This is a genomic window from Glycomyces paridis (genome assembly GCF_004912155.1).
In the GTDB taxonomy this organism is placed as follows: Bacteria; Actinomycetota; Actinomycetes; order Mycobacteriales; family Micromonosporaceae; genus Glycomyces; species Glycomyces paridis.
Genome location: NZ_STGX01000009.1, coordinates 182,596 through 201,986 on the forward strand (window position 1 = coordinate 182,596; position 19,391 = coordinate 201,986).

Below are 19,391 nucleotides of genomic sequence, written 5' to 3' on the forward strand. Positions count from 1 at the left end.
AATCACCGCGGCTGAGGCGTGCGCCGGAACGCCTTGAGCGTGAACAGGCCGACGAGGAGCGCGGTGAGCGCCAGGAGCAGCAGGCCGACCGAGTAGTCGCCGCGCGCCTGGTAGACGGCGCCCATGATGAGCGGCGGGAAGTAGCCGCCGAGCCCGCCCGCGGCGCCGACGACGCCGGTGACGCCGCCGACGCGGGCCGGTTCGACCAGTTCGGCCACGAGGGCGAACACGCCGCCGGTGCCCAGGCCCAGGAACAGCGCCATGAGCACGAACTCGGTCCCGGCCGGGACCTCCAGCGGCGGCTCGAACGCGAGGAGCACCGCCATGATCGCGGCGCCGAAGAACGAGGTCAGGCAGACCTTGAGCGGCCCGACCCGGTCGGAGAGGATGCCGCCGGCGGGCCGGGCGACGACCGCGGCGAGGCTGAACCCGGCCGTGCGCAGGCCCGCGTCGGTCTGCGCGAGGTCGTAGGCGGTGACCAGCATCGTCGGCAGGTAGGTCGAGAAGGCGACGAAGCCGCCGAACGCCACCGCGTACAGCAGCGACATCTGCCAGGTGACCTTGAGTCTCATGACGCCCTTGAGCCGCGGCAGCGCCGGCTCGGTGCTCGGGCTCCACTGCGGGGCGTTGCGCGCGAACGTCCAGCAGACCAGGCCCATGACCGCGAGCGCGGCGCACATGAGCAGGTGCGTCGGCAGCAGCCCCATGCCGTCGACGAGCCGGGGGGTGAGGAAGGCCGAGAGGGCGGTGCCGCCCATGCCGGCGCCGAAGACGCCGGTGGCGAAGCCGCGCCGCGCGGGCGGGTACCAGGCGTTCACGAACGGGACGCCGACGGCGAAGGAGGTCCCGGCGAGGCCGAGGAGGAACCCCGAGACCAGCAGGGCCGCATACGATCCGCCGGAGAGGCCGACCAGGAGCACCGGGACGGTGCTGACGAAGCAGGCGACGGTGAGCATGACGCGGCCGCCGAAGCGGTCGGTGAGGACGCCCGCGGGGATGCGGCCGAGCGCGCCGACGAGGACGGGGAAGGCGACGAGGAGCGAGGTCTGGGTGGGGTCGAGCCCGAGGTCCTCGGAGTAGGTCTTGGAGAGCGGGCCGATGAGGTTCCACGCCCAGAAGGTGAGTGCGAAGGCGGCGGTCGCCAGGGCCAGGTTCCTCCCGGCCCCGCGAGGCGCGGTCGCGTTGGCGCCCATATCGACTCCCTCCCGATGCCGAGGCATCCTCACTGGTCGGGGCGCCTGCGGCGGACCCCCGCACAGTATGCCGATTCGTCCTCTTCGGAGCGGTGAAAGCGCCTAATCTGGGCGCGGTACCGGGCCCCGCGCAGTCGGCCGCGCGGTCCGAAGGGAGCGAGCGAGATGACCGAGCACGACCAGGCCCCGGGCGCGGCCGACCTGCTGCTGCGGACCGGCGTGTTCCTCACCCGCTCCGGCGCCACCGGGGACCTGCGTGCGGTCTTCAAGGAGGGCGGGCGCGAGGGCGACGTCTTCTACCGCGACCGCTGGTCCCACGACAAGGTCGTCCGGTCCACGCACGGCGTCAACTGCACCGGCTCGTGCTCGTGGAACGTGTACGTCAAGGACGGCATCATCACCTGGGAGACCCAGGCGACCGACTACCCCTCCGTGGGCCCCGACCGGCCCGAGTACGAGCCGCGCGGCTGCCCGCGGGGCGCGGCGTTCTCCTGGTACACGTACTCGCCCACCAGGGTCCGCTACCCGTACGGGCGCGGCGTCCTGGTCGAGATGTTCCGCGAGGCCAAGGCCCGCCTGGGCGACCCGGTCGCCGCGTGGGCCGAGATCACCACCGACCCCGCCAAGCGCGCCCGCTACCAGTCGGCGCGCGGCAAGGGCGGGCTCGTGCGCATCACCTGGGACGAGGCGGTCGAAATCGCGGCGGCCGCCCACGTGCACGCCATCGGCGCCTACGGCCCCGACCGGATCGCCGGGTTCAGCCCGATCCCGGCGATGTCGCAGGTCTCGCACGGCGTCGGCGCCCGCTTCGTGAACCTCCTCGGCGGCTCGATGCTGTCGTTCTACGACTGGTACGCCGACCTGCCGGTGGCGAGCCCGCAGGTCTTCGGCGACCAGACCGACGTGCCCGAGTCCGGGGACTGGTGGGACGCCGCCTACCTCGTCCTGTGGGGATCGAACGTGCCGGTCACGCGCACCCCGGACGCGCACTGGATGACCGAGGCCCGCTACCGGGGCCAGAAGGTCGTCACCGTCGCCCCCGACTACAACGACGCCGCGAAGTTCGCCGACGAGTGGCTGGCCCCGCACCCGGGCACCGACGGGGCGCTGGCGATGGCGATGGGCCACGTGATCCTCGCCGAGCACTTCGTGGCCGAGCGCACCGAGGCCTTCGACGCGTACGTCCGCAAGTTCACCGACCTGCCGTTCCTCGTGGAGCTCGCCGAGCGGGACGGGCGGCTCGTGCCCGGGAAGTTCCTGCTCCGCAGCGCCCTCCCCGGCGAGGAGCCGTACGGGGAGTGGAAGCCGGTGTTCCTCGACGAGGCGACCGGCGAGGCCGTCGCCCCGAACGGGACGCTCGGCCACCGCTGGGACCCCGACCGGCCCGGCCGCTGGAACCTCGACCTCGAAGGGGCGACGCCGCGATTGACGCTGTACGAGGACGGCTGCCAGACCGCCGAGATCGCCCTGCCCCGCTTCGACGGCGGGGACGGTGAGGTCCTGCGCGGCGTGCCCGTCCGCCGCGTCCAGGGCCGCCTCGTCACCACCGTGTTCGACCTGCTCCTGGCCCAGTACGGGGTCGCCCGGCCGCGCCTGCCCGGCCGCTGGCCGCTCGGCTACACCGACGCCTCGCACCCGTGCACGCCTGCGTGGGCCGAGTCGGTGACCTCCGTCAAGGCCGAGCGCACGATCCGCATCGCCCGCGAGTTCGCCGCCACCGCCCGCGACTCCGGCGGGCGGGCCATGATCGTCCTCGGCGCGGGCACCAACCAGTGGTTCCACGGCGACACCATGTACCGCGCGTTCCTGACGCTGCTGCTGCTCACCGGCTGCCAGGGCGTCAACGGCGGCGGCTGGGCGCACTACGTCGGCCAGGAGAAGTGCCGCACCCAGACCGGTTGGGCCGCCTACGCCTCCGCGATGGACTGGACCCGGCCCGCGCGCTTCATGGCCGCGACCCCCTACTGGTACCTGCACACCGACCAGTGGCGGTACGACACCTACGACGCCGACGCGCTCCTGTCGGCCACCGGCGCGAACACGCTCGCGGGCCGCCACACCGCCGACCTCGTCGCCGCCTCCGCCCGCATGGGCTGGATGCCCTCCTACCCCACGTTCGACCGCAACCCGCTCCTGCTCGCCCAGGAGGCCAAGGAGTCCGGGCTCGAACCGGGCGCGTACGTCGCCCGCGAGCTCGCCTCCGGCGACCTGCGCTTCGCCGCCGAGGACCCCGACGCGCCCGAGAACTGGCCGCGCGTGCTCACCGTCTGGCGCGCCAACCTCTTCGGCTCCTCCGCGAAAGGCGACGAGTACTTCCTCAAGCACCTCCTCGGCACCCAGAACTCGGTGCAGGGCGCCGAGGCCGGGCCCGACCACCGGCCCGCCGACGTCGTCTGGCACGGGCGGGCCCCCCAGGGCAAGCTCGACCTGCTGCTCTCCATGGACTTCCGCATGACCAGCACGACCCTGCTCTCCGACCTCGTGCTCCCGGCCGCCACCTGGTACGAGAAGCACGACCTCTCCACCACCGACATGCACCCCTTCGTGCACGCCTTCTCGCCCGCGATCGACCCGCCCTGGCAGGCCCGCACCGACTTCGAGTCCTTCCACCTGCTCGCCCGCCGCTTCTCCGAACTCGCCGAAGACCACCTCGGCGTCGCCACCGACCTCGTCGCCGCCCCCCACCAGCACGACACCCCCGGCGAACTCGCCCAGCCCGGCGGCATCGCCCCCGACTGGAAAGCCCAAGGCGCCCAGCCGATCCCGGGCAAGACCATGCCCGCGATCATCGCCGTCGAACGCGACTACCCCGCCGTCGCCGCGAAACTCGCCGCACTCGGCCCGCTCGCCGAGACCAAGGGACTGCCCGTCAAAGGCGTCACCTTCACGCCCGACGTCGAGATCGGCTGGCTCGCCGAACGCAACGGCACCGCCGGCCCCGGCCCCGCCGAAGGCCGCCCCCTCCTCGACACCGACGTCAAGGCCTGCGAGATGATTCTCGCCCTCTCCGGCACCAGCAACGGCCGCCTCGCCTCCCAAGGCTTCGCGCGCCTCGCCGACAGAGTCGGCACCGACTTCGACGAACTCGTACACGGCACCGCCGAACGCCGCGTCGTCTTCTCCGACACCCAGCACGCGCCCACCCCCGTCGGCGCCAGCCCCGAATGGTCCGGCAAGGAGGCCCACGACCGCCGCTACTCGCCCTTCACCATCAACACCGAGCACGACAAGCCCTGGCACACCCTCACCGGTCGCATGCACTTCTATGTCGACCACGACTGGATGCACGAGTTCGGCGAGGCCCTCCCCGTCTACCGGCCCCCGCTCAACATGGCCGCACTCTTCGGCGAACCCGAGATCGGCCCCACCGGCGAGAAGGCCGTGGCCGTCAGATACCTCACCCCGCACTCGAAGTGGTCCATCCACTCCGAATACCAGGACAACCTGCTCATGCTCACCCTCTCGCGCGGCGGCCCCAACATCTGGATGAGCCCCGCCGACGCCGAGGCCATCGGCGCGAAGGACAACGACTGGGTCGAGGCCGTCAACCGCAACGGCGTCGTCGCCGCCCGCCTCGTCGTCTCCCACCGGATGCCCCAGGGCACCGTCTACATGTACCACGCGCAGGAACGCGTGGTCGACGTCCCGAAGACCGAGACCACCGGCAAGAGGGGCGGCATCCACAACTCCCTGACCCGCCTCCTCGTCAAACCCACCCACCTCATCGGCGGGTACGCCCAGTTCTCCTACGCGTTCAACTACATCGGACCGACCGGCAACCAGCGCGACGAGGTCACCGTCGTGCGCAAGCGCAAGACGGAGGTCCAGTACTGATGGCGCAGAAGATCGGCAAGGTCATGGCCCAGGTCGCCATGGTCATGAACCTCGACAAGTGCATCGGCTGCCACACCTGCTCGGTCACCTGCAAGCAGGCGTGGACCAACCGCTCCGGCGTCGAGTACGTGTGGTTCAACAACGTCGAGACCCGCCCCGGACAGGGCTACCCGCGCCGCCACGAGGACCAGGAGCGCTGGCAGGGCGGGTGGCGGCGCACCGCCGCCGGGCGCCTCAAGCCCCGCGCGGGCGGGCGGCTCAAGAAGCTCGCCACGATCTTCGCCAACCCGAAGATGCCGTCCCTCCAGGACTACTACGAGCCGTGGACGTACGACTACGAGCACCTCGTCACCGCCCCGCTCGGCGACGACATCCCCGGGGCCCGGCCCCGCTCCCTCATCACCGGCGACCCCATGCGGATCGAGTGGAGCGCCAACTGGGACGACGACCTCGCCGGCGGCGCCGAACTCGCCTCCAACGACCCGATCGTGCAGAAGATCGGCGACAAGGTCCGCTTCGAGTACGAGCAGGCGTTCATGTTCTACCTGCCGCGGATCTGCGAGCACTGCCTCAACCCGTCCTGCGTGGCCTCCTGCCCCTCCGGCGCGATGTACAAGCGCGCCGAGGACGGCATCGTCCTGGTCGACCAGGACAGGTGCCGCGGCTGGCGCATGTGCGTGACCGGCTGCCCCTACAAGAAGGTGTACTTCAACCACAAGACCGGCAAGGCCGAGAAGTGCACGCTGTGCTACCCGCGCGTCGAGGTCGGGATGCCCACGGTGTGCTCCGAGACCTGCGTGGGCCGACTGCGCTACCTCGGCGTCGTCCTCTACGACGTCGAACGCGTCGGCAAGGCCGCCGCCGTCAAGGACGAGAAGGACCTCTACGAGGCCCAGCTCGACGTGTTCCTCGACCCCGACGACCCCGAGGTGCAGGCCGCCGCGATCCGCGACGGCATCCCCGAACGCTGGATCGACTCGGCCCGCCGCTCGCCGGTCCACCTGCTCGCCAAGCGCTTCCGCGTCGCCCTGCCGCTCCACCCGGAGTACCGGACCATGCCGATGGTCTGGTACATCCCGCCGCTCTCGCCGGTCGTGGACGCGCTCTCGGAGACCGGGCACGACGGCGAGGACGCCGACAACCTCTTCGCCGCCATCGACACCCTCCGCATCCCCGTGGAGTACCTCGCGGAGCTGTTCACCGCGGGCGACCCCGGGCCGGTCAAGGACGTCCTCGCCAAGCTCGCCGCGATGCGCTCCTACATGCGCCGCATCAACCTCGGACGCCGGCCCGACGAGTCCATCGCCGAAGCGGTCGGCATGACCGGCGCCGACATCGAGCGCATGTACCGGCTGCTGGCGCTCGCCAAGTACGACGACCGGTACGTCATCCCGACCGCGTACGGAGTCGACGAGGCCGACCGCGGCGTCATCGACGAGATCGGCTGCTCGCTCGACTTCGAGGGCGGCCCCGGCATGGGCGGCATGGGCGGCCAGGTCCCGTTCGGCGAGGCCTCCGGCCAGCCGCAGCCCGCCAGCGTCGAGACCTTCCACGCCCTGCGCGACCGGCAGACCAGCGACGGGCACTCCGGCCCGGCCCGGCGCCTCAACCTCCTCAACTGGGACGGCAACGGCCGCCCGCCCGGACTGTTCCCCGACCGGCGGCGCCCCGCGGGGCGCGACGAGGAGGAGGCGCGATGAGCGACCACGACGTCGTCCGCCAGGCCGCGGCGATGCTCCTGTGCTACCCCGACCGCGAGGCGCTCGGGCGCCTGCCGCTGGTCGAGGCCGCGCTCGCCGAGCTCGCCCCGTCCCCCGAACGCGAAGCGCTCCAACGTTTCTGCTCGCACGCTCGCACCACCAGCGACCTCGACCTAGGAGCCGATTACGTCCGCACCTTCGATCTCAAGCGCCGCCGCGCCCTGCACCTCACCTACTACACCGACGGCGACACCCGCAGGCGCGGGCACGCGCTCGCGCGGGTCAAGGAGGTGTACGCCGCCTGCGGCTGGCGGCTTCATGCCGCCGAACTGCCCGACCACCTCGCGGTGGTCCTCGAATTCGCCGCGCGCGGCGACCGCGTCCAGGGGCTGCGCCTCCTGGAGGCCTTCCAGCCGGGGGTCGAACTGCTGCGCTCGGCGCTCCACGAGTGCGCCAGCCCGTACGCCGACGTGCTCGATGCCGTGGCCGCGACCCTGCCGCCCCCCGACGAAGCCCGCCGCGAGGCCGCCCGCCTCGCCGCCGCGGGACCTCCCGCCGAAGACGTCGGGCTCGACCCCTACGGGCGCGGTGCGACGGTACCGCTGGGCATGCCCGTGGCGATGGGAGGCAAGCGTTGAACCCTACGGCCCTCGACTACCTGCTGTGGGGCGCGCTGCCTTACGTGGTCATCGCGATCCTGGTGGGCGGCACGGTGTGGCGCTACCGCTACGACCGCTTCGGCTGGACCACGCGGTCCTCGCAGCTGTACGAGTCGCGGCTGCTGCGCATCGCCAGCCCCGTCTTCCACTTCGGACTCCTCGTCGTGATCATCGGCCACGTCGTGGGCCTGCTCATCCCCGAGTCCTGGACCGACGCCGTCGGCATCACCAACGACCAGTACCACGTCACCGCGCTCACCCTCGGCGGCATCGCGGGCGTCACCACCCTCGGCGGCATCGCCCTGCTCATCTGGCGCCGCCGCACCACCGGCCCGGTCTTCAGCGCCACCACCGTCAACGACAAGGTCATGTACCTCGTCCTCGTCGCCGCGATCCTCGCCGGCCTCACCACCACCCTCCTCTCCGCCGTCGCCGGCCTCAACGGCGAACACGAGGTCGACTACCGCGAGACCGTCTCCCCCTGGTTCCGCTCCGTCTTCATCCTGCAACCCGACGTCGCCGCCATGTCCGCCGCCACCGCCGCCTTCAAACTCCACGCCCTCATCGGCCTCGCCCTCTTCGCCCTCTTCCCCTTCACCCGCCTCGTCCACGCCTTCAGCGCCCCCGTCTGGTACCTCTTCCGCCCCTACGTCGTCTACCGCACCCGCGACCGCGAGCCCACCCCGGCGGCCAGGCCCACCCGAAGAGGCTGGTCCTGACCCGAACTCCGATGCGCTCGGACGCCCCCGGCAACTAAGGTGGGGGCATGACCACACCGGTGGAGGCGCTCGACCGCCTGCGGCGCGCCGCCGCGAGCGGTGAGCTCGACGCGCTCTGCGACCGGTTCGACCTCGACCTCGTGGTCGTGTTCGGCTCGGTGGCGCGGGGCGCACCGTCACCGCGGGACCTCGACCTCGCCGTGTCGACCCGCCGCGGGCGCAAGCTCGCCCTGCTCGACCTGTACGAGGCGTTCACCGAGTTGACCGGCCCTTGCGACATCGACGTGATGGTCCTCGACCGGGCCGACCCCGTCGCCCGGAAGGAGGCGCTGCTCGGCACGATCCCGTTGTACGAGCACACCCCCGGCCGCTTCTTCGAGGTCCGCATGGCCGCGCTCAAGCAGTACGCCGAGACCGCCCCGATGCGGGCGCTGAGCCTGAAGCTGATGGCTCGATGAGCACGACGGAACGAACGCAGGCGATCGTCGCGAAGCACCTCCAGCTCATGGGTCGCCTCCTCGACCGCCTTGAGGAGATCGCCCCCGACGACCTGGCGCTAATGCAGCCGGACGATATCGTCCGGCTCGCGGTCGAGCGGATCGTCACCCAGGTCATCGACATCGCGGTCTCGGTCAACCAGCACCTCGTGGCCGACCGTCTGGGCCGGGCGGCGCAGAACTACCGCGAATCGTTCCAGCTCGCAGCCGAGACCGGCGCGATCACGCCCGAGCTCGCCGCCGACCTCGGCCCGAGCACCGGCCTGCGGAACGTGCTCATCCACGAGTATCTGGAGACAGACCCAGAGATCCTCGCCGCCGCGATTCCGATGACGCTCAACGGGTACCGCGAGTACATCCGCGCCGTCGCCCGCTTCGTCGCCTGAGCTGCCGACCCGCCGCCGGGAACCGCGGTCGGGCTTCGGACGTCGAAGGGTCGTCCCTTCCGGACCTCCGACCCCTTGGAGTGCTCGATGCGCCGTTCTCTCGCGGCGGCCTTCGCCGCCGTCCTCGCACTTTTCCTCATCGCGGCCACGCCGGGTGCCGCCTGCGCGTGCAGTTGCGTCGAGCAGACGGACGCCGAGGCGTTCGCCGATGCCGACGCGGTGTTCACCGGCACCCTGGACGACATCGACGAGGAGGGATTCCAGTTCGGTGTCGCCGACGGACCGGCGACGCTCGAATTCGAGGTGGACGAGGTTTACAAGGGCGAAGTGTCGGAGCGCCAGGGGGTCGTGACCATCGGCGGCGACGCGTCGTGCGGGTGGCGTCCGCCGGAAGGCGAGCGGTACCTGGTCGTCGCCTACTTCGAAGACGGCGAACTGCACGCCGGGCTGTGCGGCGGTTCCCGTGCGCTCGATGAGGGTCCGATCGTTTTCGACGTCGAGGCGTACGCGCCCGAACCCGGCGAGTCCGGTCTGGCCCCCTTCCCGGTCTGGCCGGTCGTCGGCGCCGCCGCGCTGGTCGCGGCGGCCGCCGTCTGGATCGTGCTGCGCCGCCGCCGCGCGTGAGTCAGTGCCAGTTCGCCACGTCGTAGACGAACCACAGTGCGGCGGGGCCCCTCGGGCGGGAGGCGGCGGCTGCGGCCTCGTCGGCTTCGGTCCGGTCGTAGCCGAGGACGTGGAGGTCGCGGCCGGGGACTTGGAGGCGGTAGCCGCAGGAGCTGCGTTTCCAGGCGTGGGTCTGGCGCAGGCCGGGCCGGTCGTCCAGGGGCGGTTCCTCGTCGGGGCCGTCGACCACGAGGGGCCATTCGCGGGCGGGCTTGCCGCGCCGGAAGACGGCCGCTTTCTGGGCGAAGGACAGAACCTTGTAGCCCATGGGGATCCAGTCGGCGAGCTTCAGGCCGAGCAGGTCGGGGCGCTCGGTGGTGGCGTAGGAGGAGCGGCCGCCGCCGAAGACGATGAACTGCGGCTGCCCGCGGCGCACGTCGAAAGGGTCGATGCGGTCGACGGGCGGGTACTCGTAGCGGTCCATGACGCCAATGCTGCCAGCGGCCGGGTGGGATGGCGAGCCCCGAGTCGGCGAGCCGGTTCGGGCCCGCCGACAAGGTTCACCGGTCTCCTCTGCGGGAAGCCGACTCGGGCCCGCCGATGCGCCCGCCGCGGCCCGATCGGCGCGACAATGGAACCGACGCCTACGAGAGCCGGAGCGGCCACGCCGTTGGGGAGACGCACATGAGCAACGCACCGATCGTCATCGCCGGGGGCGGCCTCGCGGCCGCGAAGGCTGCGCAGACCCTCCGCGACCAGGGGCACGAAGGCGACGTCGTCATCGTCACCGGGGAACCCCACCGGCCCTACGAGCGGCCCCCGCTGTCCAAGGACTACCTGCGCGGCGAGGCCGACCGCGGGGCGGCCTTCACCATCGGCGAGGACTGGTTCGAGCAGAACGCCGAACTGCGCACCGGCGAGCCCGCGACGGGCCTCGACCCGCAGACGCGGCGGCTCGCGCTCGCCGACGGGTCCACCCTGGACTATGCGAAGCTCCTGATCGCGACCGGCTCCAGCCCGCGGCCGCTGCCGATCCCGGGGGCCGACCTGCGCGGGGTCCACCTGCTGCGCACCGTCGACCAGGCCGACCTGCTCGCGGCGGCGATCCGCGAGGCCGACCGGGTCGCGATCGTCGGGGACGGCTGGATCGGCATGGAGGTCGCGGCTTCGGCGCGGCAGATGGGCCGCGAGGTCACGGTGTTCGGGCTCGGCGCGCAGCCGCTCGAACGCGTCCTCGGGCCCGAGATGGGGCTCGTCTTCGGGAAGCTCCACACCGACCACGGCGTTGACCTGTGGCGGCGCACGCAGGTCGCGCGGATTCTCGGCGAGGACGGCCGGGCCGTAGGCGTGGAGACCGCGGACGGGCGCCGCGTCGCGGCCGATGTGGTGCTTCTGGCGGTCGGCGCGACCCCGAACGCGGGCCTCGCGGTCGCGGGCGGGCTCAACCTGCGCGAACGCGAGCTCGGCGGCGGGGTCGCGGTGGACGGCACGCTCCGCACCAGCGGGGCGGACGTGTGGGCGGCGGGGGACGTCGCCAGCGTCCCGTCCCCGCACTTCGGCCGCCCGATCCGGGTCGAGCACTGGCAGACCGCGATCGACACCGGCGTGCACGCCGCGAAGGCGATGCTGGGCGACGAGACGCCCTACGACAAGCTCCCGTACTTCTTCACCGACCAGTACGACCTGGGCATGGAGTACGTCGGCTTCGTGCCCGGTCCGGGCGCCTACGACGAGGTCGTGGTCTCCGGTTCGGTCGAGTCGCTGGAGTTCGCGGCGTTCTGGGTCGGCGGCGGCCGGGTGCTCGCGGGCATGGCCGTGAACACCTGGGACCGCGTCGGCGAGATCGAGGCGCTCATCCGCGGCGGCGAGGCCGACACCGAAGCGCTGCAAGCGTTCCGCTGACCGAGCATGTACGCGAAGAGGCCGGTCCCCGTGCGGGGACCGGCCTCTGTCGTCGGTTTACGCCGGGGCGATCTTGTCGATCGCTTCGAGTTCGTCGGCGGTGAAGTCGAGGTTTGCGACGGCGCCGACGTTGTCCTCCAGTTGGGCGACGGAGCTGGCGCCGATGATGACGCTGGTCATCCTGGGGTCGCGCAGGGCCCAGGCGAGGGAGGTCTGCGCGAGGGACTGGCCGCGGGCGGCGGCGAGGTCGTTGAGGGCGCGGATGCGGCCCATCTTCTCCTCGTCGAGCGCGTCCTCGTTGAGGAAGACGCTGGTGCGCACGCGCGAGTCCTCGGGGATGCCCCCGAGGTAGCGGTCGGTGAGCAGGCCCTGGGCGAGGGGGCTGAAGACGATGCAGCCGGCGCCGACTTCGTCGAGGGTGTCGAGGAGGCCGTCGTTCTCGGTCCAGCGGTTGAAGATCGAGTAGGACGGCTGGTCGATGAGGAGCGGCGTGCCGAGGTCCTTCAGGATCGCGGCGGCGGCGCGCACCTGCTCGGAGGTGTAGTTGGAGACGCCGACGTAGAGGGCCTTGCCCGAGCGCACGATCGCGTCGAGGGCGCCCATGGTCTCTTCGAGGGGCGTGTCCGGGTCGGGCCGGTGGTGGTAGAAGACGTCGACGTAGTCCAGGCCCAGGCGCTGGAGGGACTGGTCGAGGGAGGAGACGAGGTACTTCCGCGAGCCCCACTCGCCGTACGGGCCGGGCCACATGTAGTACCCGGCCTTGGAGGAGACGACGATCTCGTCGCGGTGGGCCCGCAGGTCCTCGGCGAAGATGCGGCCGAAGTTCTCCTCGGCGCTCCCGGCGGGCGGGCCGTAGTTGTTGGCGAGGTCGAAGTGGGTGACGCCGAGGTCGAAGGCGCGGCGCAGGATCGCCCGCTGCGTCTCGAGGGGGCGGGTGTGGCCGAAGTTGTGCCACAGGCCCAGGGAGATCGCCGGCAGGCGCAGCCCGCTGCGTCCCGATCGGCGGTAGGGCATGGTCTCGTAGCGGTCGCCCGCGGGAAGGTAGGTCACGGATGCAGCCTATCTCCGCACGCGCGCCCGACGGCGGTAAGCGCATTCCGTACTGGAAATTTCCGATTGGATTGGGCGCGGCCGAAGGTGAACGCGAGGTGAAGCCGCCTACTTCAGGCGTGCGGGTCGAACTTGTAGCCGAGGCCGCGCACGGTGACGAGGTGGCGCGGTTTGCCCGGTTCGGGTTCGATCTTGGAGCGCAGGCGCTTGACGTGCACGTCGAGGGTCTTGGTGTCGCCGACGTAGTTGGCGCCCCAGACGCGGTCGATGAGCTGGCCGCGGGTGAGCACGCGCCCGGCGTTGCGCAGCAGCATCTCCAGCAGCTCGAACTCCTTGAGCGGCAGCTGCACGTCCTGGCCGCCGACGGTGACGGTGTGGCGGTCGACGTCCATGCGGACGGGGCCGGCCTCCAGGACCGTGACGATCGGGTCGTCGGGCTCGGCCGAGCGCCGCAGCACCGCGCGGATGCGGGCGACGAGCTCCCTGGAGGAGTAGGGCTTGGTGATGTAGTCGTCGGCGCCCAGCTCCAGGCCCACCACCTTGTCCACTTCGGAGTCACGGGCGGTGACCATGATGATCGGCACGTTCGAGTTCGCGCGCAGTTCGCGGCAGACCTCGGTGCCCGACTTCTCCGGCAGCATGAGGTCGAGCAGGACCACGTCGGCGCCGGCGCGCTCGTACTCCTTGATGGCGGCGTCGCCGTCCGCGGCGACCGCCACCTCGAAGCCCTCCTTGCGGAGCATGTAGGAGAGGGCATCGGAGAACGATTCCTCGTCTTCAACTACGAGCACGCGGGTCACGGGTGAACCTTCCTCAACGGGCGGCTTGCTGATCGGTTCCGATTGCACCCGATTCCGGTGCCGTGTCGTCGGACAGTAGGGAACGAGCAGGCAACATCAAGGTAAACACTGATCCGGCTTCGGGCATACTGGACACTTCGACGCGCCCGCCGTGATTGACCGCGACGTGCTTGACGATGGCCAGGCCCAGCCCGGTGCCCCCGGTCGCGCGCGAACGCGCCGAGTCCACGCGGTAGAACCGCTCGAAGATCCGGTCGAGCTCCTCGGCGGGGATGCCGATGCCCTCGTCGCGGACGGCGATGCACACCATCCGCGCCCCCGCCAGGTGCCCGTTGGGCGAGCGCACCGACGTGGAGACCTCCACGACCGTCTGCTCCGGCGAGTACGAGATGGCGTTCCCCACGAGGTTCTTCACGGCCGTCACCAGCTGCGGCTCCGACCCGAGCACCTCGGTGCCGGCGACGCCCGAGTGCTTGAGCTCGATGCCCTTCTCCTCGGCGGCGATGCGCGTCTGGTCGAAGGCCTCGGCGACGATCCGGTCGACCTCCACCGGCTCGGGGTCGGGCAGTTTCTCCGCACCCTGGAGCCGCGACAGCTCCAGCAGGTCTGTGACCAGGTGGTTCATGCGCTTGGACTCGGATTGGATGCGGGTGGCGAACCGCGCGGACGCGTCGGGGTCCTCCGAGGCGTCCTTGAGCGCCTCGGCGAGGATCTGCATGGCGCCGACGGGCGTCTTCAGCTCGTGGCTGATGTTCGCCACGAAGTCGCGGCGCACCCGCTCGAGGCGGTGCAGCTCGGAGATGTCCTGGAACTCGGCGACGGAGACGCCGTCGGGCAGCGGCGTGATCCGCACGCTCACCGCGCTCGGCTCGCCCATGACGCGGCCGGGCACCTCGACCTCGGCGTCCCGGTACCGGCCCGAGCGGCGGGCCTGGGCCAGCAGCGCCCGCAGCGTCAGCGAGACGATCTCGTGGTCGTCGACGAGCCCCAGGTCGCGGGCGACCCGGTTGGCGTAGAGGACGCGGTTGTGGTCGTCCACGAGGCACACGCCGGTGCGCAGCAGATCGGTCGCGGCCTCCCACGGGCGGGAGTCGGCGACGGGGGCGTTGCGGGTCTCGGGGGCGCCGCGGTGCTTGACGCGCATGAGGGCGGAGGCGGCGGCGCCGAGGGCGGCTCCCGCGGCGATCCCGGTGAGGACGCGTCCGACGCCGGTGCGCAGGCGCCTGGGCTGCGATTGGTTCTGGGCCACGATCCCAGCCTAAGCGCGGAACGGCCCGGCGTCGAACGCCGGGCCGTAAACGTCGTCACTGCGCGTTACGCGAAGCGGGCGTTCGCGCCTATTTCTTCCCCTGCGCCGCGACGGCGGCCGCGGCCTCGGCGGCCGCCTCGGGGTCGAGGTACTCGCCGCCGGCGACCACGGGCTTGAGCGTGGTCTCGTCCAGCTCGTAGCGCAGCGGCATCCCGGTGGGGATGTTCAGGCCCACGATGGTGTCGTCGTCGACCCCGTCGAGGTGCTTGACCAGGGCGCGCAGCGAGTTCCCGTGCGCGGCCACGAGCACCGTCTTACCGGCCTTCAGGTCCGGGACGACCCCGTCGTACCAGTAGGGGAGCATCCGTTCGAGCACGTCCTTGAGGCACTCGGTGGCCGGCAGGACCTCGGGGGCCAGGCCCGCGTAGCGGGGGTCGCCGTCCTGGGCGAACTCCGAGCCCGCCGCGATCGCGGGCGGCGGCACGTCGTACGAGCGGCGCCAGGTCATGAACTGCTCCTCGCCGAACTCGGCGAGCGTCGCGGCCTTGTCCTTGCCCTGGAGCGCGCCGTAGTGGCGCTCGTTGAGGCGCCACGAGCGCTTCACGGGGATCCACGAGCGCCCGGCCTCGGCCAGCGCCAGCTCGGAGGTGTTGATCGCCCGGCGCAGCAGCGAGGTGTGCACGACGTCGGGGAGCAGCCCGGCCTCGGCGAGCAGCCGCCCGCCGCGGCGCGCCTCGTCCTCGCCGGACGCCGACAGCTTCACGTCGACCCACCCGGTGAACAGGTTCTTGGCATTCCATTCGCTTTCGCCGTGGCGAAGCAGCACGAGAGTGTAGGTCATGCCCCTTATCCTGCCTGCCCGACCACTGGGACGCCCCCCGGTCGCCGCCGCGGTGTGGCGGACGTCGCCTCTCACATGGGGCCGGAGCGCCCTGTGCGGCCGGGAGGGAGCGGACGGAACGGCGGCTCGCCGCTCGCGGGTCAGTCGGCGTGCTTGACGTAGGCGAGGCGGGCGGGCTCGCCTTCGAGCGGGGCGCCGGGGCGCCAACCGCGGGCCTCGTAGAAGGCGCGGGCGGCGGTGTTGGCGGCGAAGGTTTCGAGGCGGATGGCCGGGTGGGCGGCGAAGAGCAGGGCCTCGGCGTCGTCGAGGAGGAAACGGCCCAGGCCGCGGCGCTGGCGGGCCGGGTCAGGGTCCGAAGGTCACCGTGTAGTGCTTGGTCTCGCCGCCGCTGACGGTGTAGAGCCAGGTGTCGATGGTCTCGTCGTAGGCGCGGTCGTGCGGGTCGACCTCGAACTGGAGGTCGACCGCGTCGGCGGGGACGGCGAACTCGACGGTGAAGGTGCGCCAGGTGCCCTGCTCGCCCTCGGCGCCCGAGTCGCGCTGCTCGTCCTCGTGGTCGACGGTGCGGGGGATGAGCGTCTCGCCCGCGGCCACGACCCGCACCTGCTGGGCGGCGTCGAAGGGCCAGTCCTGTTCATACGCCGAGGAGTCGACCTGGATGGTGAACACGGCCGTCACGAGGGCCTGGTCCGGCTCGCACAGCCAGCCGCCCGCCTCGTCGAACACGGCCCTGGTCACGGTGAAGCCGGCGTCGAACTCGGCGCCCTCGATGACCCAGTCGCCGCCCGGGGACTCCATCGACAGGTGCGACTCGAACGTGAACTCGCGCTCGCCGAACTCCCCGTGGTAGTACGCCCCGACCGGATCGGCGACCTCGCCCGTGGCGAGATCGAGGGTCTGGGTGCGGTCGGCGTCGGTCACGGCCACGGTCAGCGCCACGTCCTCGGCGACCACCGCCGCGTACACGGTGTCGGCCTCGGGGACGCCCGCGACCTCCCAGACCGCCTCGCCGAGGGACACCACCGTCGCGACCGCGTAGGCGCTCCCGTCGGGCAGTGCCGGGACGGCGCCCTCGGCGGGGAAGTGGACGAGCGCGAGCCGCTCCCCGGCGTCGAGGTCCGGGGCCTCGCCGAGCAGGCCCGCGACCGTGTCGACCGCGTCGGGCTCCAGGACCGCCAGGCACGAGGGCGCCAGCGTGAAATGCGGGCCCGCCAGGACGCCCGGTGCATCCAGTGTGGACTGACCTTCGGGGCAGGCCTGCTCGGCCGTGCCCGTCACGGCGGTGACAAACGCCTCCTCGGCGGCGCCCCCGCCGCCGGGCAGCCACTCGCGCACCACGAGCAGCGCGGCGGCCAGGACGATCAAGGCCGACGCCGCGACCGCCACGGTCCACGGCCGGACCTTCCGCGCCGGCTCGGCCGGCGCCTCGCCGAGCGCGATCGTCGGCGGCGTCGACTCCTCCACCGGTACAGGGGAGTACGCGACCGGCGCTTCCGCTGCGGCCTCCACCCAGTCCACCGCCGCGCCCTCCGCGACCGCCAACTCCGGCTGCTCGACCACCACCGGCGCCACACCCAACGCATCATGGATCATGGTCGCCGCCAACGGCATCCGCGAAGCACCGCCCACCAGGAACACCGCGCCCACCGGATGCCCCGCCGCAGCCGCGGCGTCCCGCACCCGCACGACCTCCGCCACCACCCGCTCCAGCAGCGGACGCGCCACCGCGTCCAACTCCGGCCGCGTCAGATGCAGACCCGCCTCGATCCCCGGCACGCTCACCGGCGCCACCGTGAACCGCGACAGCATCTCCTTCGTCTCCCGCACGTCCGCCCACAACTGCAACCGGCCCCGCAACTGCGAACCCGACCGCGGATCGTCCAGCGCCCCCCACGCCCCCGCATGGTCCCCCAGCGTCGCCGCCCGCAAGTGATCCACCACGGCCGCATCGAGATCCACGCCCCCGAAATCCTCGACCCCGCCCTCCGCCACGATCGACGGCCCACCGCCCTCCGACGCCACCACCGCCACATCCACAGTGCCCGCACCGAAGTCCACCACCGCCAGCGCCCCGCCCGCCGCCACCGACCGCCCCAGCACCGACCGGTAGTAGTACGCCGCCGCCACCGGCTCCGTCACCAGCCGCACCGGCCCGAACCCCGCCAGCGCCGCCGCCCCCGCCAGGACCTTGCGCCGCGCCGAACTCCACGACGACGGGCACGTCAGCACCGTCTCCGGCAGCGTCCCCGTCGCCTGCGCGCACACCACCGCGATCCGCCGCAGCGCCGCCGCGAACATCGCCGCCACCGCCACCTCGCGATCCGCCAGCAGCACCGACCCCTGCCCCACCCGCCGCTTCGGATACGGCTCGAACCGCTCCGGCGACACCGCCGACAACCGCGCCGCGTCCCGCCCCACATGAAGCTCGCCCGCCTCGTCGCAGTACACCCCCACCGGCAGCACCGGCTGCCCGTCGAACAGCAGCGGCCGGGTCCGCCCGTCGGGCCACCGCAGCACCGCCACCGCGTGCGAGGTGCCCAGATCGACGCTCAGCAGGAAGGAGGAGGGGTTCACGAAAGGATGATATCGCCGCAAGGCCCGCCCCGGACCCCTTGCCGCAGCACCGAAACGGCAGGCCGAGCAACCCACCGCGCGCCCGCGGCGTCTGGAATGCGGGGGAAGCCGCACCGAGAGGGGAACCGCACATGCGACGCTGGACGACCGCACTGGGGACGACCGCCGCGCTGGCGGTGCTGGCCGCGGTCGGCGCCTGCACCGACGAGGGCTCGGGCGGATCGGCGGCCCAAGAGGCCGAGAAGGTCGACCTCGTGGACCTGCTCAATGAGAACGAGCGGCTGTTCGGCGAGCTGTGGGAGACCGAGTCGACGGTGATCCGGGTGTGCCTGGAGGACCAGGGCTTCACCGTCCACGACGAGGAGGCGCTGCACCGCGACTACGCGACGGGCGTGGACCCGATGTACGGGCTGCAAGAGGACTCCTACGACTTCCAGTACTGGCTGCCGACGTCCGAGATGGCGCCCGAATGGGGCTTCGGCGTGTGGCTGTGGAACACCGGCGAGGATGAGTTCGAGGCCAGGGAGGAGTACAACGCGCTGCTGTACCCCGACCAGGTCTCGTACGAAGAGGTGCCGGCGCCGGACAACTCGGCGTTCGAGGCGCTCGGCGTCGATGAGCGGATCGACTGGTACGAGGCGTACATGGGCGAGGAGAAGATGGCGGCCCAGGACTTGGCCTGGCATCTGCGCAACCCCGACGCGACCGAGTCCGAGGTGTCCGCGCGCCAGGCGGAGGCGGCGCAGGAGGACGAGAGCGGGGACATCGAGTTCGAGGACGAGTTCACCGAGCCCAAGCCCGGCGGCTGCGAGCTGTCGATGATCGAATCCCTCTACGGCGAACCGGAACTCGTGGAGGAGGAGATGGAGCCGGGCGTCGAGGAGGGCATGTCGTTCTTCACGTGGGAGTACCGCCCCGAGGCCCCGATGCCGCCGCCGACCGACCTGGCCGGGATCGACGCCGCGGTCGCCGCGGAGACCGACGCGTTCCTCACCTGCGTGGCCGACGCGGGCTTCGGCGAGTGGACGCTGGTGGAGGGCGGTGGTCTGCCGGTGACCCCGTACTTCGACCTCGTCTACACCGGCGAGAGCATCTCGATCGACGGCGAGCCCTACGACCAGGAGTCGATGCCCGAGCCGCCCGAGGACCTGCCCGACGACTTCGAGGGCAAGAAGGCGTACGAGATCGAGATGGCCGTGGCCTTCGCGGCCTGCGCCGACGAGGCGGGGTACCGCGAGGCGGTCATGGCGGCGCACGACGAGGCCGATCTGGAGGCGTACCGGTCGATCGAGACCGACCTGTTCGCCTACCAGGAGTCGCTGCGGGAGGCGCTGACGACCGCGCAGGAGCTCATCGAGGCGTGAGCGGGCCCCGCTCGCCCGTC

The 19,391-nt window shown here is 71.9% G+C and carries 16 protein-coding genes and 1 pseudogene; 9 read left to right on the forward strand and 8 right to left on the reverse strand.

Features of this window, described 5'->3' with window-relative positions:
- Positions 1-2 precede the first annotated feature (2 nt).
- Positions 3-1,193: an MFS transporter gene (locus tag E9998_RS13800; protein WP_136530280.1), complete on the reverse strand. Its 1,191-nt coding sequence runs from the start codon at positions 1,191-1,193 to the stop codon at positions 3-5.
- A gap of 165 nt (positions 1,194-1,358) precedes the next feature.
- On the opposite strand from E9998_RS13800, the gene E9998_RS13805 reads away from it, so the two are divergent.
- The 7 genes from E9998_RS13805 to E9998_RS13835 all read left to right on the forward strand — a co-directional run bounded on the left by E9998_RS13805 (position 1,359) and on the right by E9998_RS13835 (position 9,612).
- On the forward strand, positions 1,359-5,027 hold the full coding sequence (locus E9998_RS13805) for a nitrate reductase subunit alpha (RefSeq protein WP_136530281.1): 3,669 nt from the start codon (positions 1,359-1,361) through the stop codon (positions 5,025-5,027).
- Complete coding sequence (gene narH / locus E9998_RS13810) at positions 5,027-6,727, forward strand: nitrate reductase subunit beta (protein ID WP_136530282.1); 1,701 nt, start codon at positions 5,027-5,029, stop codon at positions 6,725-6,727. The genes E9998_RS13805 and narH overlap by 1 nt, the downstream gene beginning before the upstream one ends.
- A complete protein-coding gene (gene narJ / locus E9998_RS13815) occupies positions 6,724-7,365 on the forward strand; it encodes a nitrate reductase molybdenum cofactor assembly chaperone (protein ID WP_136530283.1) in 642 nt (213 codons plus the stop codon). Before narH ends, narJ begins: the two co-directional genes overlap by 4 nt.
- Complete coding sequence (narI, locus tag E9998_RS13820) at positions 7,362-8,105, forward strand: respiratory nitrate reductase subunit gamma (protein WP_136530284.1); 744 nt, start codon at positions 7,362-7,364, stop codon at positions 8,103-8,105. The genes narJ and narI overlap by 4 nt, the downstream gene beginning before the upstream one ends.
- A gap of 47 nt (positions 8,106-8,152) precedes the next feature.
- Positions 8,153-8,563 carry a nucleotidyltransferase family protein gene (locus E9998_RS13825; RefSeq protein ID WP_136530285.1) on the forward strand — a complete coding sequence of 137 codons (411 nt, stop codon included), beginning with the start codon at positions 8,153-8,155 and terminating at the stop codon, positions 8,561-8,563.
- Positions 8,560-8,988 (forward strand): type VII toxin-antitoxin system HepT family RNase toxin, encoded by a 429-nt coding sequence (hepT, locus tag E9998_RS13830; protein WP_136530286.1) that lies wholly within the window; start codon positions 8,560-8,562, stop codon positions 8,986-8,988. The genes E9998_RS13825 and hepT overlap by 4 nt, the downstream gene beginning before the upstream one ends.
- An 87-nt stretch (positions 8,989-9,075) precedes the next feature.
- The gene (locus E9998_RS13835) at positions 9,076-9,612 is read left to right on the forward strand and encodes a hypothetical protein (protein ID WP_136530287.1); all 537 of its coding nucleotides are present in this window, start codon (positions 9,076-9,078) and stop codon (positions 9,610-9,612) included.
- A gap of 1 nt (position 9,613) precedes the next feature.
- Here E9998_RS13835 and E9998_RS13840 read toward each other — a convergent pair whose 3' ends face one another.
- Entirely contained in the window at positions 9,614-10,075 is a 462-nt protein-coding gene (locus E9998_RS13840; RefSeq protein ID WP_136530288.1) for a hypothetical protein, read from the reverse strand.
- Positions 10,076-10,275: 200 nt separating this feature from the next.
- Here E9998_RS13840 and E9998_RS13845 point away from each other — a divergent pair, with 200 nt between their 5' ends.
- Complete coding sequence (locus E9998_RS13845; protein WP_136530289.1) at positions 10,276-11,493, forward strand: NAD(P)/FAD-dependent oxidoreductase; 1,218 nt, start codon at positions 10,276-10,278, stop codon at positions 11,491-11,493.
- Between the two features lie 57 nt (positions 11,494-11,550).
- Here the strand turns inward: E9998_RS13845 and mgrA are convergent, their stop codons facing one another.
- The 6 genes and pseudogenes from mgrA to E9998_RS13875 form a co-directional block, all read right to left on the reverse strand.
- A complete protein-coding gene (gene mgrA / locus E9998_RS13850) occupies positions 11,551-12,543 on the reverse strand; it encodes an L-glyceraldehyde 3-phosphate reductase (RefSeq protein ID WP_136530290.1) in 993 nt (330 codons plus the stop codon).
- Positions 12,544-12,656: 113 nt separating this feature from the next.
- Complete coding sequence (locus tag E9998_RS13855; protein ID WP_030162216.1) at positions 12,657-13,343, reverse strand: response regulator transcription factor; 687 nt, start codon at positions 13,341-13,343, stop codon at positions 12,657-12,659.
- Between the two features lie 13 nt (positions 13,344-13,356).
- Positions 13,357-14,592, reverse strand: a complete 1,236-nt coding sequence (locus tag E9998_RS13860) for a sensor histidine kinase (protein ID WP_136530291.1) — start codon at positions 14,590-14,592, stop codon at positions 13,357-13,359.
- Positions 14,593-14,680: 88 nt separating this feature from the next.
- Positions 14,681-15,433: a phosphoglyceromutase gene (locus E9998_RS13865; protein ID WP_136530292.1), complete on the reverse strand. Its 753-nt coding sequence runs from the start codon at positions 15,431-15,433 to the stop codon at positions 14,681-14,683.
- A gap of 140 nt (positions 15,434-15,573) precedes the next feature.
- Positions 15,574-15,768, reverse strand: a pseudogene (locus E9998_RS27085) (GNAT family N-acetyltransferase); the annotation flags it as partial.
- A 10-nt stretch (positions 15,769-15,778) separates the two neighbouring features.
- Positions 15,779-18,007, reverse strand: coding sequence for an Hsp70 family protein (locus tag E9998_RS13875; RefSeq protein ID WP_136530293.1), 2,229 nt, complete (start codon positions 18,005-18,007; stop codon positions 15,779-15,781).
- A 131-nt stretch (positions 18,008-18,138) separates the two neighbouring features.
- Between E9998_RS13875 and E9998_RS13880 the strand changes: the two genes are divergently transcribed.
- The gene (locus E9998_RS13880) at positions 18,139-19,371 is read left to right on the forward strand and encodes a hypothetical protein (RefSeq protein ID WP_136530294.1); all 1,233 of its coding nucleotides are present in this window, start codon (positions 18,139-18,141) and stop codon (positions 19,369-19,371) included.
- Positions 19,372-19,391: the final 20 nt, after the last annotated feature.